The organism is Nonomuraea pusilla, from assembly GCF_900109355.1.
Taxonomy (GTDB): domain Bacteria; phylum Actinomycetota; class Actinomycetes; order Streptosporangiales; family Streptosporangiaceae; genus Nonomuraea; species Nonomuraea pusilla.
This window is the reverse complement of sequence record NZ_FOBF01000001.1, coordinates 482,936-497,797: the sequence shown is the minus strand read 5'-3', so window position 1 is coordinate 497,797 and position 14,862 is coordinate 482,936. Positions and strand designations below refer to the sequence as shown.

Annotated in this window: 14 protein-coding genes; 5 read left to right on the top strand and 9 right to left on the bottom strand. The window is 71.8% G+C overall.

The window, feature by feature from the left end; genetic code table 11:
• Positions 1-243 precede the first annotated feature (243 nt).
• The 5 genes from BMX74_RS02195 to BMX74_RS02175 form a co-directional block, all read right to left on the bottom strand.
• On the bottom strand, positions 244-2,037 hold the full coding sequence (locus BMX74_RS02195; protein WP_091097847.1) for a phosphoenolpyruvate carboxykinase (GTP): 1,794 nt from the start codon (positions 2,035-2,037) through the stop codon (positions 244-246).
• 253 nt (positions 2,038-2,290) lie between these two features.
• Positions 2,291-2,815, bottom strand: a complete 525-nt coding sequence (locus BMX74_RS02190) for a hypothetical protein (protein WP_055508221.1) — start codon at positions 2,813-2,815, stop codon at positions 2,291-2,293.
• Positions 2,816-2,978: 163 nt separating this feature from the next.
• On the bottom strand, positions 2,979-4,178 hold the full coding sequence (locus BMX74_RS02185) for a C40 family peptidase (RefSeq protein ID WP_055508219.1): 1,200 nt from the start codon (positions 4,176-4,178) through the stop codon (positions 2,979-2,981).
• 71 nt (positions 4,179-4,249) lie between these two features.
• Positions 4,250-4,750, bottom strand: coding sequence for a transcription elongation factor GreA (greA, locus tag BMX74_RS02180; RefSeq protein ID WP_055508217.1), 501 nt, complete (start codon positions 4,748-4,750; stop codon positions 4,250-4,252).
• A 108-nt stretch (positions 4,751-4,858) separates the two neighbouring features.
• Positions 4,859-5,278, bottom strand: a complete 420-nt coding sequence (locus BMX74_RS02175) for a DUF4307 domain-containing protein (RefSeq protein WP_055508215.1) — start codon at positions 5,276-5,278, stop codon at positions 4,859-4,861.
• A 135-nt stretch (positions 5,279-5,413) separates the two neighbouring features.
• Between BMX74_RS02175 and mca the strand changes: the two genes are divergently transcribed.
• The 3 genes from mca to BMX74_RS02165 all read left to right on the top strand — a co-directional run bounded on the left by mca (position 5,414) and on the right by BMX74_RS02165 (position 6,829).
• On the top strand, positions 5,414-6,298 hold the full coding sequence (mca, locus tag BMX74_RS02170; RefSeq protein ID WP_091097844.1) for a mycothiol conjugate amidase Mca: 885 nt from the start codon (positions 5,414-5,416) through the stop codon (positions 6,296-6,298).
• A 72-nt stretch (positions 6,299-6,370) separates the two neighbouring features.
• On the top strand, positions 6,371-6,535 hold the full coding sequence (locus BMX74_RS43730; RefSeq protein ID WP_176573555.1) for a hypothetical protein: 165 nt from the start codon (positions 6,371-6,373) through the stop codon (positions 6,533-6,535).
• Positions 6,536-6,829 (top strand): GNAT family N-acetyltransferase, encoded by a 294-nt coding sequence (locus BMX74_RS02165; RefSeq protein ID WP_055508211.1) that lies wholly within the window; start codon positions 6,536-6,538, stop codon positions 6,827-6,829.
• Positions 6,830-6,842: 13 nt separating this feature from the next.
• Here BMX74_RS02165 and BMX74_RS02160 read toward each other — a convergent pair whose 3' ends face one another.
• Together BMX74_RS02160 and BMX74_RS02155 are read right to left on the bottom strand one after the other, a co-directional pair.
• Entirely contained in the window at positions 6,843-8,093 is a 1,251-nt protein-coding gene (locus tag BMX74_RS02160) for a hypothetical protein (protein ID WP_091098081.1), read from the bottom strand.
• Positions 8,094-8,174: 81 nt separating this feature from the next.
• Entirely contained in the window at positions 8,175-9,137 is a 963-nt protein-coding gene (locus BMX74_RS02155; RefSeq protein ID WP_091097841.1) for an NAD(P)-dependent alcohol dehydrogenase, read from the bottom strand.
• A 98-nt stretch (positions 9,138-9,235) separates the two neighbouring features.
• Here BMX74_RS02155 and BMX74_RS02150 point away from each other — a divergent pair, with 98 nt between their 5' ends.
• The gene (locus BMX74_RS02150) at positions 9,236-9,913 is read left to right on the top strand and encodes a TetR/AcrR family transcriptional regulator (RefSeq protein ID WP_091097839.1); all 678 of its coding nucleotides are present in this window, start codon (positions 9,236-9,238) and stop codon (positions 9,911-9,913) included.
• Between the two features lie 80 nt (positions 9,914-9,993).
• Positions 9,994-12,000 (top strand): thioredoxin domain-containing protein, encoded by a 2,007-nt coding sequence (locus BMX74_RS02145; protein WP_091097837.1) that lies wholly within the window; start codon positions 9,994-9,996, stop codon positions 11,998-12,000.
• Between the two features lie 86 nt (positions 12,001-12,086).
• Here the strand turns inward: BMX74_RS02145 and BMX74_RS02140 are convergent, their stop codons facing one another.
• Positions 12,087-14,222 (bottom strand): transglycosylase domain-containing protein, encoded by a 2,136-nt coding sequence (locus BMX74_RS02140; protein WP_091097835.1) that lies wholly within the window; start codon positions 14,220-14,222, stop codon positions 12,087-12,089.
• 159 nt (positions 14,223-14,381) lie between these two features.
• Positions 14,382-14,861 carry an Lrp/AsnC family transcriptional regulator gene (locus BMX74_RS02135; RefSeq protein ID WP_055508637.1) on the bottom strand — a complete coding sequence of 160 codons (480 nt, stop codon included), beginning with the start codon at positions 14,859-14,861 and terminating at the stop codon, positions 14,382-14,384.
• Between the last annotated feature and the right edge of the window lies 1 nt (position 14,862).

The following is a 14,862-nucleotide window of genomic DNA, read 5'->3' as shown; positions in this document are numbered from 1 at the left end:
GGTACGGCCGCAGAGGTCCGTACCGAGAAGACGCTAGGGCTGGGGCGGAAGTTGCGCCAGTTCGCGGCAGGATCGACCGGCGGGCCCGCTGGGGGCGCCGCCCGGCACGAGGACGGCCCCGGCGGCCGGGTGGCCGCCGGGGCCGTGTGCGAGGCTCCGCTCAAGCCTCCCCCGGGACGGGACCGCTCGCGGGGCGCCGGGCGCCACCCGCCACGGGGACGGGCGCGCCACGCGGGCGGCGGGTCAGCCCAGCCGGTCGAGCAGCGCCTGGTACTCGTCCCAGAGCTGCTTCGGCAGGTGGTCGCCGAAGGTCTCGAAGTGGGCCGGGATGCGCGCCGCCTCCTCACGCCACACGTCGCGGTCGACGGACAGCAGCGTGCGCAGGTCCTCCTCCGACAGGTCGAGGCCCTCCGTGTCGAGGTCGGCCGGCAGCAGGCCGATCGGCGTGGGCACCGCCTTGGCCTCGCCGTTGAGCCGGTCCACGATCCACTTCAGCACGCGGCTGTTCTCGCCGAACCCCGGCCAGAGGAACCGGCCGTCCGCGCCCTTGCGGAACCAGTTGACGTAGTAGATGCGCGGCGGCTTCGCGCCCTCGCGGCGGCCCATCTCCAGCCAGTGGGCGAAGTAGTCGCCCATGTTGTAGCCGCAGAACGGCAGCATCGCGAACGGGTCGTACCGCAGCTCGCCGACCTTGCCCTCGGCGGCGGCGGTCTTCTCGGAGGCGACGTTGGCTCCGAGGAAGACGCCGTGCTCCCAGCTCAGCGACTCCGTGACCAGCGGCACGGCCGTCGCGCGGCGGCCGCCGAACAGGATCGCCGAGATGGGCACGCCCTTCGGGTCCTGCCACTCCGGCGCGATGGTCGGGCACTGGGCGGCAGGCGTGGTGAAACGCGCGTTCGGGTGGGCGGCGGGCTCTTCGCTGTCGGGCGTCCAGGAACGGCCCTTCCAGTCGGTGAGGTGCGCGGGCGGCTCCTCGGTGAGGCCCTCCCACCACACGTCGCCGTCGTCGGTGAGGGCGACGTTCGTGAAGATGCTGTTGCCCCAGAGGGTCTTCACGGCGTTGGCGTTCGTGACCTCGCCGGTGCCGGGCGCGACGCCGAAGAAGCCGGCCTCGGGGTTGATCGCGTAGAGGCGGCCGTCGTCGCCGTAGCGCATCCAGGCGATGTCGTCGCCGATCGTCTCCACCTTCCAGCCGGGGATCGTCGGCTGGAGCATGGCGAGGTTCGTCTTGCCGCAGGCGCTCGGGAACGCGGCGGCGACGTAGCGCGCCTCGCCGGCCGGCGGCGTGAGCTTCAGGATGAGCATGTGCTCGGCCATCCAGCCCTCGTCACGGGCCATGACGCTGGCGATGCGCAGGGCGTAGCACTTCTTGCCCAGCAGGGCGTTGCCGCCGTAGCCCGAGCCGTACGACCAGATCTCGCGCGTCTCGGGGAAGTGGCTGATGTACTTCGTGGAGCTGCACGGCCACGGCACGTCCTTCTGGCCGGGCGCCAGCGGGGCGCCCACCGAGTGGACGGCCTTGACGAAGTCGCCGCGCTGCTCGATCAGGCGCAGCGCCCGCTCGCCCATGCGGGTCATGATCCGCATGGAGACCGCGACGTACGGGGAGTCGGTGATCTCCACACCGACCTGCGAGATCTCGCCGCCCAGCGGGCCCATGCAGAACGGCACCACGTACATGGTGCGGCCCCGCATGCAGCCCTTGAACAGCTCGCCGAAGGTCCGGCGCATCTCGTCGGGCGCGATCCAGTTGTTGGTCGGGCCCGCGTCCTCCTCGCGTTCGGAGCAGATGAACGTGCGGTCCTCGACCCTGGCGACGTCCGACGGGTCCGACTTGGCGTAGAAGCTGTTCGGCCTGGCGGCCAGGCGCGTGAGCGTGCCCTGTTCGACGAGGAGGTTGGTCAGACGCGTCCACTCCTCCTCGGAGCCGTCGCACCACTCGATCCTGTCGGGCTGGGTCAGGGCGGCTATCCGGTTCACCCACGAAGCCAATTCACGATTGGTCGTCGGGGCGGGAACTTCCACAGAAACGGACACGGCAGGGACTCCTCCACTCTCTCCGCGGCCAAGACATCATCAACGACGACACGGCGTAAAAGCCAATTGGCGTAGACCTGTCGGCCTGACGCCGTCGTCGCAGGCAGGCGGCCACGACGATTGGGGGAGCCTACCCAGGCGCGCAGGTTTTAAAAGAAAGCCACCGAGTCCGGTGTTTACTCCGAAAGCCATGGTCTAAACCAATTTCCACAGTGGTTTAGTCCATTCCAACGACCGTTTCCGCTGGCTGCTCTCAGGAATTGACGTCGGGCCCGGAGGCGCGAATCCGGTCGACGTGCTGGAGCGCGTCGCGCAACTCGGCGAGCCAGGTGTCGGTGTGCTTGCCGACGAGTCGGACGCACCAGGCGAGCGCGTCGCTGCGGCTCCTGGCCACTCCGGCGGCCACCAGCGTGTCGAGGACCTGCCGCTCCGCCTGTCGCAACCGGGTCATCACGGGCACCGAAAGTGTGGTGAACATCACAGCCTCGCCGCCGCACACGACGCCCCAGGAGACCTTCTGGCGGAACCTGCGCTCGGCCTCCCCGGCGATCTCGATGCGCCGCTCCCGCGTCTCCTCCCTGAACCTCCTGACCAGCCCCTCGATCAGCGCGGCGCGCTCGGGCTCGGGGAGGTCGGCGGGCGGGTCGGGCAGCGTGCCGAGCACCGCGATCTCCTCGCGGTCCCTGAAGATCTCCGGCGCCCCGGTGAACCACCCCTCGGGCAACCGGCCCGCGAACCAGCCGCGCACCTCGGCGGTGACGTCATCGTTGGCAGTCATGTAATCATCATTACACGCTTGCCCAGAAAAAGCAGCCCGGCGCACGGCCGGTGTGTCTCCGGGATGACCGGGGAAGGCCGGCGATGCGTGGCCCTGCGAGCGCCGCCGCCCCACCACGCGGATGTTCCTGGGGTCCTGGGCGCTTCCTCGGGCCGGGTTCCCGTCAGCGGACGCGGGAGGCCACGGCGGGGCTGACGCGGACGACGCCCGCGAGGTTGCGCGTGTTCACCGGCGCGATCTTGACGACGTCCCCGGTTCTCGGGGCGTGCAGCATCTTGCCGTCGCCCCAGTAGATGGCCACGTGGGAGATGTAGTCGGGGTTGGTCGGGTCGTTCCGCCAGAAGAGCAGGTCGCCCGGCTGGGCCTGCGAGAGCGGCACCTGGGGGCCGGTCACCCACTGCTGGTGGGTGACGCGCGGCATCCGCACCCCGGCCTGCCCGTACGCCCACTGGACGAGCCCCGAGCAGTCGAACGTGTCGGGCCCCTCGGCCCCCCACACGTACGGCCGGCCGAGCTTGGACACGGCGGCCCTGAGCGCGACGGTGAGCTGCTCGCCCGTCATGAAGGCCCCGGCGGGCCAGTTCTGGGTGCGGGTGGGCGCGGCGGGCAGCACGGGGTTGACCATGGCCACCTGGGTGCCCTTGGGCAGCACCTTCAGCAGCCGTCTGCGCAGCGTGTCGGAGTTGGTGGTGGGCGCGCTGACGATGAGCGCGTTGTCGCGGGGAAGCCCGAGGGCGCGTCCGGTGTCCTTGGAGACGACGGCGTCGACGGCGCCGAACCCGGTGGTGGCGTACGCGCCGATCCTGAGCGGCCCCCGGGGGCCGCTCACCCGGCTGTGCAGGCTGAGCCCGCCGTCGTTGCCCAGGACGAAGGACACGGCCACGTCCCCGGCGGCGACGTTCTGCCACAGCGCGTCGGAGGAGGCGGTCGTCTTCGGCGTGTACGCGCGGAAGGTGGAGGGGTCTACGCCGAGGGTCTGGACGCGTTTGCCGTCGAGCACCACGGACGCGGCGTCGGCGAGTTCGAGCGCCCGCACTCCGCGCAGCCGCGCCACCTTCTGTAACAGTTCCTGCGTGAACGGCTCGCGGGTGAGGACGAACAGGTTCGGCTTGTGCAGCCCGCGCAGCGGCGCGACCGGCTGGGCGGTCTTGGCCTGGGCCATGAGCGTCTGCCGGGGCGCCGTGCGCACGCGGACGGCGCCGGCGGCCTGCTCGGCCGTGACCTGCTCCTGCGACTGCACGAGGAGCAGCACGTCGGCGGTCAGCACCGCGACCAGCGCCACCACGATGAACGGCACCAGTCTGCGCGTGTCGCGACGTTTACGTGTGTTGACCAGGAAGCTGAGGTCCTGCCGGATTCCCATCGCACCCGAAAACTCCGCCGGGCCCGCGGGGGCCCGGCGGTCGGTCTCCACCGGTGTCGGTCGCGCCGGCGTCAGTTGCCGACGTACGGCACGGCCTCGAGGATCTCGACGGTGTTCTGCCGCCCGTTCGGCATCGAGTACGTGGCCTTCTCACCGATCTTCTTGCCGTTGATCGCCGCGCCGAGCGGGGACTTGGGCGAGTACACGTCGATGGGAGCGCCGCTCTCCTCGCGGGAGGCGAGCAGGAAGGTCACCTCGTCGTCGTCGCCGACGAACCTGATCGTGACGGTCATGCCCGGACCCACCACGCCCTCGGTCTTGGGAGCCTCTCCCACCTGGGCGTTGTCGAGGATCTGCCGGAGGTGGAAGATCCTCGCCTCCATCTTGCCCTGCTCGTCCTTGGCGGCGTGGTAACCACCGTTCTCCCGCAGGTCACCCTCTTCCCGGGCGGCCTCGATCTTCTTGGCGATGTCGACGCGCCCGGGCCCCGAGAGATATTCGTACTCCGCCTTCAGGCGGTCGTACGCCTCCTGCGTCAGCCATGTGACGTTCTCATCGCGAGAGTCGGCCACGGGTTCTCCTTGCTTGCCTAGGGGGCCCTGAGATCGGTCGGGGTTGCGTCTGGTTGAATTGCGAAAGGCTAACAAGCCGACCGCCCGAACGCTTCCCCAAATGTCTCACTATACGAGATTGCAGTACTGGATGTGGACGGAAGTCGCCTGACCACTCGTGTCGAGGCTCTCCGTGATCTGCTTCGTACCCGTCTCGGGCGGGATTCTTACTTCCTTGCTGCCCACTTCCGCGTGCTGGACGTCGAGCGCCCTGATGCGGCACACCACGGCGCGCCCCTCCGGCCTGTAGACCTCGAAGGTGATCTCCGCGCGGTCGGGCCTGTCCACCTCGAACGAGACCACCTGCGCGGGCGCCTCGGCGCTCCCGCTGGTCATCGACCACATCACCCAGCCCCAGCCGCCCGCGATGATGGCGACGAGGACCCCGATCACGATGTGCACGACGAGCCGGCCACCTCGCTTGGGACGATCGGGGAAGTCGTCGGGGGTGCCGAGAACGGGCCCGTTCCCGACATCTCTGGTGACCATGGCGGAATCTCCCTGCACTCCCTCGGCGTTATCCGAGACAATTGTCGCCCGCGAGGGTGATGCCCTCGCGACCGCCCAGCAGAAACTAACCTCTCTGGGCAAGTGACCGGTCCCGACTGAGGAGACATCGAGCCCGTGAGTGCACCGCTGAGGCTGATGGCAGTCCATGCCCACCCCGACGACGAGTCGAGCAAGGGCGCCGCCACCATGGCGCGTTACGTCCGCGAAGGCGTGGAAGTGCTGGTGTGTACCCTCACGGGCGGCGAGCGCGGCTCCGTGCTCAACCCGAAGATGGACCGTCCCGAGATCGTGGCGAACATCGCGGAGGTGCGCAAGGCCGAGATGGACCGCGCCCGCGAGATCCTCGGCGTGCGGCAGCAGTTCCTGGGCTTCGTCGACTCGGGGTTGCCGGAGAACGAGGACGAGGAGCTGCCTGAGGGCTGCTTCGCGCTGCAGAGCCTGGAGGACGCGTCGCAGCCGCTCGTCGCCGCCGTGCGCGCGTTCCGCCCGCACGTCATCATCACGTACGACGACGACGGCGGCTACCCGCACCCCGACCACATCATGACGAACAAGGTGTCGGTGGAGGCGTTCGAGGCCGCGGGCGACCCCGACCGCTACCAGGGCGCCGGCGACCCGTGGCAGCCGCTGAAGCTCTACTACCAGATGGGCTTCACCAAGGAGCGGTTCGAGGCTCTGCACGAGGCCATGACCGAGCGCGGCATGGGCTCCCCGTACGCCGACTGGATCGCGCGCTGGGAGGACCGCCCCGCCAAGTGGCCGGTGACCACGCGCGTGCCGTGCGGCGACTACTTCGAGATCCGCGACGAGGCGCTGAAGGCGCACGCCACCCAGATCGACCCCGACAGCTGGTGGTTCGTCTGCCCGCGGGAGCTCCAGCAGGAGATCTGGCCCACCGAGGACTACCACCTCGCCCGCTCGCTGGTCGACACCGAGCTGCCCGAGGACGACCTGTTCACCGGCATCCACGCCGACGACGTCGCCACCGCGTGCCACTGAGCGTCCAGGCGGCCCGGCCGGCGGCGCTCGGCCGCCGGACCGACCACCGCACCCCGGTGGCACACTGGAGGTGTGATTGTTCTCGCAGCTGGTGAGGTCAGCCCGGGTCTGCTCGGCTTCACCGTCGTCGCCCTCATCGGGGTGGCCCTGTATCTTCTGATCAAGTCCATGAACAAGCAGATGTCGAAGATCAAGGTCCCGCACGAGGGCGACGGCAACGACAAGAAGGCCGGGTAGATGGCGATCGACGTGGTCGACAACTCGACGGAGAGCCGTTTCGAGGTGCTCGTGGACGGCAGGGTCGCCGGGTTCGCCGACTACCGTCTGCTGCCCACGAAGATCGTTTTCACGCACACCGAGGTGCTCCCCGAGTACGAGGGGCAGGGGCTGGCGAGCAAGCTCGTCGCCCAGGCGCTTCGGGCGAGCGAGGACACCGGGCTGCGGGTCGTGCCGCTGTGCCCGTTCGTGAAGTCGTACATCGAGCGGCATCCGCAGTTCCAGCCGCTCGTCGACCGGCCGTCCGGCGACTGACGGGGTCCGGGCGTCAGCCCGGAGGCGACCAGGCGCGTTCGAGCGCCTTCGGCAGGCCCCACCAGCCGAGCGGTGTGAGCACCTCGTCGTCGTCCACGACGCCGAGCAGCCCCCACAGGGCCACCACCGGGCCGAACAGCACCTCGGTGGCGTGCAGGTCGTCATCGGTGTCGTCGAGGTCGTCGTCCCAGCCGACGCCGAGGTCGCCGATCTCGATCTCGATCTCGTCGAGGCCCCTGCCGACGTCCCCGCCGACGTCCTCCGACTCCGCGACCAGGCGCGCGATGCGCTCGGGCGTGGCGAGCACTCCGGGCCCGAACCTGACGAGCGCCGTCACCGCCGCCAGCCAGTCGGCGTGCTGGATCGCGCAGAGGCCGGCCAGGGTGGTGTCCTCCTCGCTCAACCCGCGGTCGAGGTCGGTGAACTCCTCCAGCGTGTCGTCCGCCTCGGGCAGGTCGGAGACCGGTCCCGCGATGCCGGCGAGCACCGAGAGCCACAGGTCCGCGTCGCCGGCGGGCGGCGGCTCCTCGTCGAACCCGGCGCAGGCGCGCAGCACGTTGCCCGGGTAGCCGGGCACGCGGAGCAGCTCGCGCAGCCGGGCCGCGGCCCGCGCGAGGTCCGCGGGCCTCGCGGGCGGCTCCGGCAGGCCGCCCAGGACCCGCCGCAGCTCCGACAGCGCGAACGCCTCCTCCTCGTCCAGGTCGGCCGACAGCTCCTCGTCCTCCTCGTCGGTGACCACCCGGCCCGGCACCCTGCCGTCGGGCAGCGGCGTGCCGAGCCAGCGCGCCTGGAGCTCCTCGTACGCGGCCAGCGCCCCGGGGTCGCCGCGCAGCAGCGCCTCCGGGTCGATCTCGCCTGAGACGACCCGTTCCTCCAGGTACGCCACCAGCCGGGAGAACATCTCCTGGGCCACCGGGCCGCGCCGGTCCTCGTCGGCCCACAGGAAGGAGCCGCGGGTCAGCAGCACCGGCTCGGTGCCCGTGGCCTCCAGCCAGCGGCGTACGTCGCCGAAGGTCGCCGTGCCCGCCTCGATCGAGGCGAGCGTCGCCCTCGCCGACTCCCAGAACGCCGGCGACAGCGGGTTGCCCGCCTCCGCCATGGCGCGCCGCAGCGCGGGCAGCGCGACGAGCGCCACGCCGGACGACACCGCGAGCAGGGCCCGCGCCACGTCCCTGCGGGTCAGCTCGGCCGCCGCCCGCTCCGCGTGAGCGCACACGAACGCGAGGTCCGGCCCGTCGCCGGCCGCCGGCCGCCTGCCTCCCATGTCCACGTCCCGTAACCTACGCCGCCACCCCGCCCCCGTCTCCCCCGGGTCGCCCGGGACGGCACGGTCGGCGCGGGACGCTCAGTCGACCCTGACCACGTACTTGCCCCGCACCCCGCCGGCCTCCAGCGCCCGGTGTGCCGCCGCCGTCTCCTCCAGGGGGAAGCACCTGTCCACCGCGGGGCGCAGGACCCCCTCCGCCACCCGGGCGGCGAGCTCGTCGAGGAGCGCCCGCCCGGGGTCGCCGCTGAAGAAGCGCACCCGGCCGCGCCCGTGCACGGCGCTGGCGGCGATGTAGCCGAGTGAGGCGGCGGGCCGCGCCAGGTCGAAGGCGATGGTGACCATGCGGCCGCCCGGGGCGAGCAGACGCCGGAAGGCCCGCAGGTCGGTGCCCGCGGTGTCGAGGACCACGTCGAACAGGCCCAGCTCCCCCGGCGGGACGCTCCGGTGGTCGATGGCGTGATGGGCGCCGAGCGTGCGGACGAAGTTGAGGTTGGCCGCGCGGGCCAGGGCCGTGACCTCGGCGCCGTACGCCCGTCCGAGCTGGACGGCGGCGTTGCCGACGCCGCCCGCGGCGCCCCGTACGAGCAGTCGTTCGCCGGGGCGCAGCCTGGCCTTGTCGCGCAGCGCCGTGACGGCCGTGGTCGCCACCGGCAGCGCGGCGGCGGCCACCAGGTCCAGTCCGTCCGGGACCCGGCCGAGCCGCCCGGCCCGGACCGTCACGTACTCGGCGGCGCTGCCGAACGCGGTGCGGCCCACGACGCCCCACACGCGGTCGCCGACCGCGACGCCCGTCGCGCCCGCGCCGAGCGCGGCGACCTCGCCCGTGAAGTCCAACCCCACGCGTTGCGGGAACCTCTGCCCGGTGAAGAGCCGGAGGCGGCCGGACCGGGCCGCCAGCTCGCCGCCGTTGACGCTGAACGCCCGCACCCGCACGAGCGCCTCGCCGGGCGCCGGCTCGGGGCGTGGCACCCGGCCCACGTACAGCACCTCGGGGCCGCCGAAGCGGTCGAAGAGCACTGCTCTCATCGTGCGGTCGTCCATCGTTCTCACCTTCGCCACTCGTGGTCGTGCGGGATCCGGCCCCGAGCGTAGGCTCATAAGTGGACGGCACCGTCCGTTTGCACCGGAGGTGAGAGACAGTGGCGGAGGAATCCTCTCGGATCGCGGGCCCGGGGCTGCGGGCCGACGCCCGGCGCAACCGCGGACGCATCCTCGTCGCCGCCCGCGCGGTCTTCGCCGAGCACGGCATCGACGCGCCCATGGCGGCCGTGGCCCGACGGGCCGGGGTCGGCGTGGCGACGCTGTACCGGCGTTTCCCGACCCGGGAGGCCCTGGTGCGGGCCGCGTTCGCGCAGCAGATGGAGGCCTGCCTCCGAGCGCTCACCGAGGCGCTGGCCGACCCCGACCCGTGGCGGGGCTTCCGGCGGCTGTTCGAGACGGCCTGCGAGCTTCAGAGGGAGGAACGGGGCTTCTCCGCCGCGTTCGTCGCGGCCTTCCCCGACAGCACGGCGGAACACGCGCAGGCCCGGGAACGGGCCGAACGGGACCTCATGACCCTGGTCCGCAGAGCCCAGGCAGCGGGCGCGCTGCGGGCCGACTTCCACCCTTCCGACCTCGCCGTGGCCCTGCTGTCCCACTGCGGTCTGGTCACCGCGCTGCCGCATGACGGGGCGGCGTCCCGGCGCCTGGTGGCGTACCTGCTCCAGTCGTTCCGCGCGGAGGCGGCTCGCGGCGCCCTGCCTCCGCCGAGTCCCCTGGCGCTGCGCAGTCTCCCGCTCGCGGCCGACGGCCCCCGGAGACGGCCCTCCAGGGCCTGACGAGTGGCGTGCCCTTCGGAGTTCCTGCGCCGCTCACCCGCGTCGTCCTGTTCAGGCAGGCGCTGTGAGAGCCTGATGGTATGAACAGGCTCGGTAGCGCGACTTCTCCCTACCTGCTGCAGCACGCCGGGAATCCGGTCGACTGGTGGCCGTGGGGGGAGGACGCGTTCGCCGAGGCGCGCCGCAGGGACGTGCCGCTGCTGATCAGCGTCGGCTACTCGGCGTGCCACTGGTGCCACGTGATGGCGCACGAGAGCTTCGAGGACGACGCCACCGCCAGGCTCATGAACGAGCACTTCGTCAACGTCAAGGTGGACCGCGAGGAGCGGCCCGACGTCGACGCCGTCTACATGAACGCCACCCAGGCCATGAGCGGGCAGGGCGGCTGGCCCATGACGGTGTTCGCCACGCCCGACGGACACCCGTTCTTCTGCGGCACGTACTTCCCCCGGCCGAACTTCCAGCGGCTCCTCACCGAGGTGCACAACGTCTGGACCGGCGACAGGGAGACGGTGCTGCGGCAGGGCGCGAAGCTGGTCGAGGCGCTCAACGCGAACGCCTCGCTGCCCGGAGGGCCGGTGCCGGACGCCGGGGCGCTGGAGCTGGCGCTGACGAACCTGCGGCAGTCGTACGACCCCGAGCGCGGCGGGTTCGGCTCGGCGCCGAAGTTCCCGCCGTCCATGGTGCTGGAGTTCCTGCTGCGCTCGGGCGAGCGGGAGATGAGCGGGCGCACGCTGGAGGCGATGGCCCGCGGCGGCATCTACGACCAGCTCGGCGGCGGTTTCGCGCGCTACAGCGTCGACGCCCGCTGGGTGGTGCCGCACTTCGAGAAGATGCTCTACGACAACGCGCTGCTGCTGCGCGTCTACACGCACTGGTGGCGGGCGACCGGGTCGCCGCTGGCCCGCAGGGTGGCGCTGGAGACGGCGGGCTGGCTGCTGCGCGAGATGCGCACGCCGGAGGGCGCGTTCGCGTCCGCGCTCGACGCCGACAGCGAGGGCGTGGAGGGCAGGTTCTACGTCTGGACGCCCGAGGAGCTGCGGGAGGTGCTCGGCGACGACGACGGGCGCTGGGCGGCCGGGGTGTTCGAGGTGACCGGCACGTTCGAGCACGGCACGTCGGTGCTCCAGCTCCTGCGCGACCCGGACGACGGGGAGCGCTTCGAGCGGGTGCGGGCCGCGCTGCTCGCGGCGAGGGAGCGGCGGGTGCGTCCGGGCCGCGACGACAAGGTCGTGGCGTCGTGGAACGGGCTGGTCATCGCGGCGCTCGCGGAGGCGGGCGCGGCGTTCGACCGGCCGGAGCTGGTCGACGCGGCGCGCTCGGCCGCGACCCTGCTGGAGCGCGTCCACCTGGACGGCGGCCGGCTGCTGCGCACCTCACGCGACGGCCGCGCGGGCACCCACGCCGGTGTGCTCGACGACCACGCGAACCTGGCGGAAGGGCTCATCTCGCTGTACGGGGTGACGGGTGAGCCACGCCGGCTGCGGCTCGCGGGGTCGCTCCTCGACACCGTGCTCGACCGTTTCGCCGACGGCAGCGGCGGCTTCTACGACACCGCCGACGACGCCGAGCGGCTGTTCCAGCGGCCCCAGGACCCCACCGACAGCGCCACGCCGTCCGGTCAGTACGCGGCGGCGGGCGCGCTGCTGTCGTACGCCGCGCTGACGGGCTCGGCCCGGCACAGGGAGGCGGCGCTCGCGGCGCTCGGCACCGTGTCGGTGCTGGCGCCGCGGCACGCCAGGTTCGCCGGGTGGGGGCTGGCGGTGGCCAGGGCGGCGCTGGACGGGCCGGTGGAGGTGGCCGTGGTGGGGCCGCCCGGCGACCCGCGCACGCGCGCCCTGCACAGGGAGGCGCTGCTCGCCGACGTGCCGGGCCTGGTGGTGGCTCTGGGGCCGGGCGAGGACGACGCGGAGCTGCGCGGCTCGGGCGACGCGCTCATGCCGAGGGGCGAGGCGTTCCCGTCGCTGCTGGAGGGCCGCGGCCTGGTCGACGGCGTGCCCGCGGCGTACGTGTGCAGGGGCTTCACCTGCCGGATGCCGGTGACGTCGGTGGAGGAGCTGCGCGCCGAGCTGGCGCGGCACGCCTGACCGGCCGGGCGGGAAGCCCCGCCCGGTCAGCCCGCTCCCGGGACGGGGGTCGCCCGGTCGGCCCGCTCCCGGGGCGTGCCGCCGGGTCAGCCCACTCCTGACGGCCGGCTCGTGCTGCCCGCGCCGGTGTCGGGCCCGGAGGTCGGCTGCTGCGCGGGCGGCTCGGTGGCCCGGCCGCCGTCGCCGCCGTTGCCGCCGTTCCCCCCGGTGCCGCCGTCGCCGCCGTTGTCGGGGTTGACCGGCTGCCCGGTCTCGGGCGCCTGCGTCGCGGGCGGCTCGGTGACCGGCGGCTCGGCGGGCTGCGACGGCGGGGTGCCCCAGTCCTGGGGGTTCGGCGGCCGGTCGAAGCCGTCCTGCGGCGGGGCCGACGGGTCGTTCTGCGGCGCCGAGTAGTCGTAGCCGTAGTCGTAGCCGTAGTCGGACGGCTCGGGGAACTCCTCGACGGGCTTGCCCGCCATCGCCTCGGTCATGAAGGCGCGCCAGACCTGCGCCGGGAGCTGGCCGCCGAACTGGGTGCCGTAACCGGGGATGGTGACGGTCTCGTTGTCGTCGCGGAACATGTCGACGGCCACCGCGAGCTGCGGCGTGAACCCGTTGAACCAGACCGCCTTCGAGTCGTCGGTGGTGCCGGTCTTGCCTGCCACCGGGCGGTCGTAGAGCCTGGCCGCGGTGCCGGTGCCGTACTTGACGACCTGCTGCATCGCGTAGATCGTGTCGGCGGCGGCCTGCTCTCCGACGACCCGCTTGGAGACCGGCTTGACGACGTCCTTCCTGCCCTGGCCGTCGGTGACCGACTTGACGACGTGCGCCTCCACGTGGACGCCCTTGTTGGCGAAGGTGGAGAAGCCGGACGCGTTCTGCACGGCGCTGACGGAGGCCACGCCCAGCGGGAACGACGCGGCGTGCGCGTGCGGCTCGACCTGCTCCTTGGGGATGCCGGCGGCCTCGACCACGGAGGCGACCTTGTCGAGCCCGACCTTCTGCCCGAGGTCGACGAACGCGGTGTTGACGGAGTTCTGGGTGGCCTGCACGAGGTCGATCTGCCCGTACGAGCGGTTGCTGTCGTTGGGGATGGGCTTGTCGGCGGAGGCGACGTGCAGCGGCGAGTTGCCGTCGACCCTCGTGGACAGGTCGAAGCCGTTGTCGAGCGCGGCGGCCAGCGTGTACGGCTTGAACGTGGAGCCGGCCATCACCTTGGCGGAGAAGGCGCTGTCGTAGTAGGCGGACTGGGAGGGTCGCCCACCGTAGAAGGCCACGACCTCGCCGGTGCCGGGATCGACGGCGGCCAGGCCGGTGCGCACCTTCTTCGGCGTGGCGTCGGGCAGGACCTGCTTGACGGCCCGCTGGGCGGCGTCCATGAGCTTCTTGTCGAAGGTGGTGACGACCTTGAGCCCGCCGCTGTTGATGTCCTCGTCGGTGTAGCCGCGCCGGTTGAGCTCGGCGGTGACCTGTTCCAGCATGTACTGGCCCTGGCCCTTGATCTCGAACGGCTTCTTCGGCGGCTTCAGCGCGGGGAACCGCTCGGTGGCCACCTGCTGGGGCGTGAGCGCGCCGGTCTCGCCCATCGCCTTGATCACCGACTGCCAGCGGGCCATGACGGCCTCCAGGTCGGGGCCCTGGGGGTCGGCGAACCGGCTCGGCTGCTGGATGACGGAGGCGAGGTAGGCGCCTTCCGCGACGGTGAGGTCCTGGACGTCCTTGCCGAAGTACGCCTGCGCCGCCGACTGGATGCCGTTGGCGCCGCGCCCGAAGTAGATGGTGTTGAGGTACTGCTCCAGCACCCAGTCCTTCGACTTGGACTGGTCGACCTTCATCGAGATGAGGATCTCTTTGAACTTGCGGGTGATGGACCGTTCCTGGCTGAGCCCGCTGTAGTAGTTGCGCACGAGCTGCTGGGTGATGGTGGAGCCGCCCTGGAGCTGCTGGCCGGTGACGGTGGACCACAGCGCCCGGGTGGTGCCCTTGATGGAGACGCCGGCGTCCTCGTAGAACGAGCGGTTCTCGGCCGCGATGACGGCCTCGCGGACGTGCTCGGGCACCTTGGCCAGCGGAACGATCTTGCGGTCGATGCCCTTCCTGGCGAGCACCGTCTTGCCGTCGCGGTAGTAGATCACCGACCCCTGGGCGGTGGCCTCCTTCTGGGTGCTGTCGGGGATGGGCGTCATCGCCCAGGCGATGCCGAAGAGCCCGACCAGCACCAGGATTCCCGCACCGAAACACATCAGGAGAAGGCGAAGAATCCGCCGCTTCCGCACGCTCTGCTCACCACCGTTCCGCACTCGCGAGCGCTTCCTGACGCCGCACCCACCCCCGGCGAGCTGGGCGAATGTCAAGGGTAAACGATCGATAACGGTGCCGCGTCCCTGTGAGCGATGGTACGTCTACCGCGTCGTTCTGCGCGGAACATCGGCGACCAGCGGCAGCACCCGATAGGGGACGGGCGTGTCGAGCGCGATGATCGACGAGGTCCTGAGCACTCCTTGAACCTCCACGATCTGGTCGATGACCCGCTGCAGATCCGCGTTGGTGCGGGCGACCACGCGGCACAGCAGGTCGGCGCCGCCGGTGATGGTGTGGACCTCCAGCACCTCGGGGATGTGCGCGAGCCGGTGCGCGACCGGGTCGTGCCCGGACACCTGCCTGATCTCCATCGTGACGAACGCGGTGACGCCGTAACCGAGCGCCTCGGGCGAGACGTCGGGGCCGAACCCGGTGATGACGCCGCGGGCGACGAGCCGGTCGAGCCTGGCCTGGGCGGTGCCGCGGGCCACCCCGAGGCGGCGGGAGCACTCCAGGACGCCGAGGCGGGGCTCGGCGGCCAGGAGGGCGATCAGCCGGGCGTCGAGCTCATCGATCGTCATG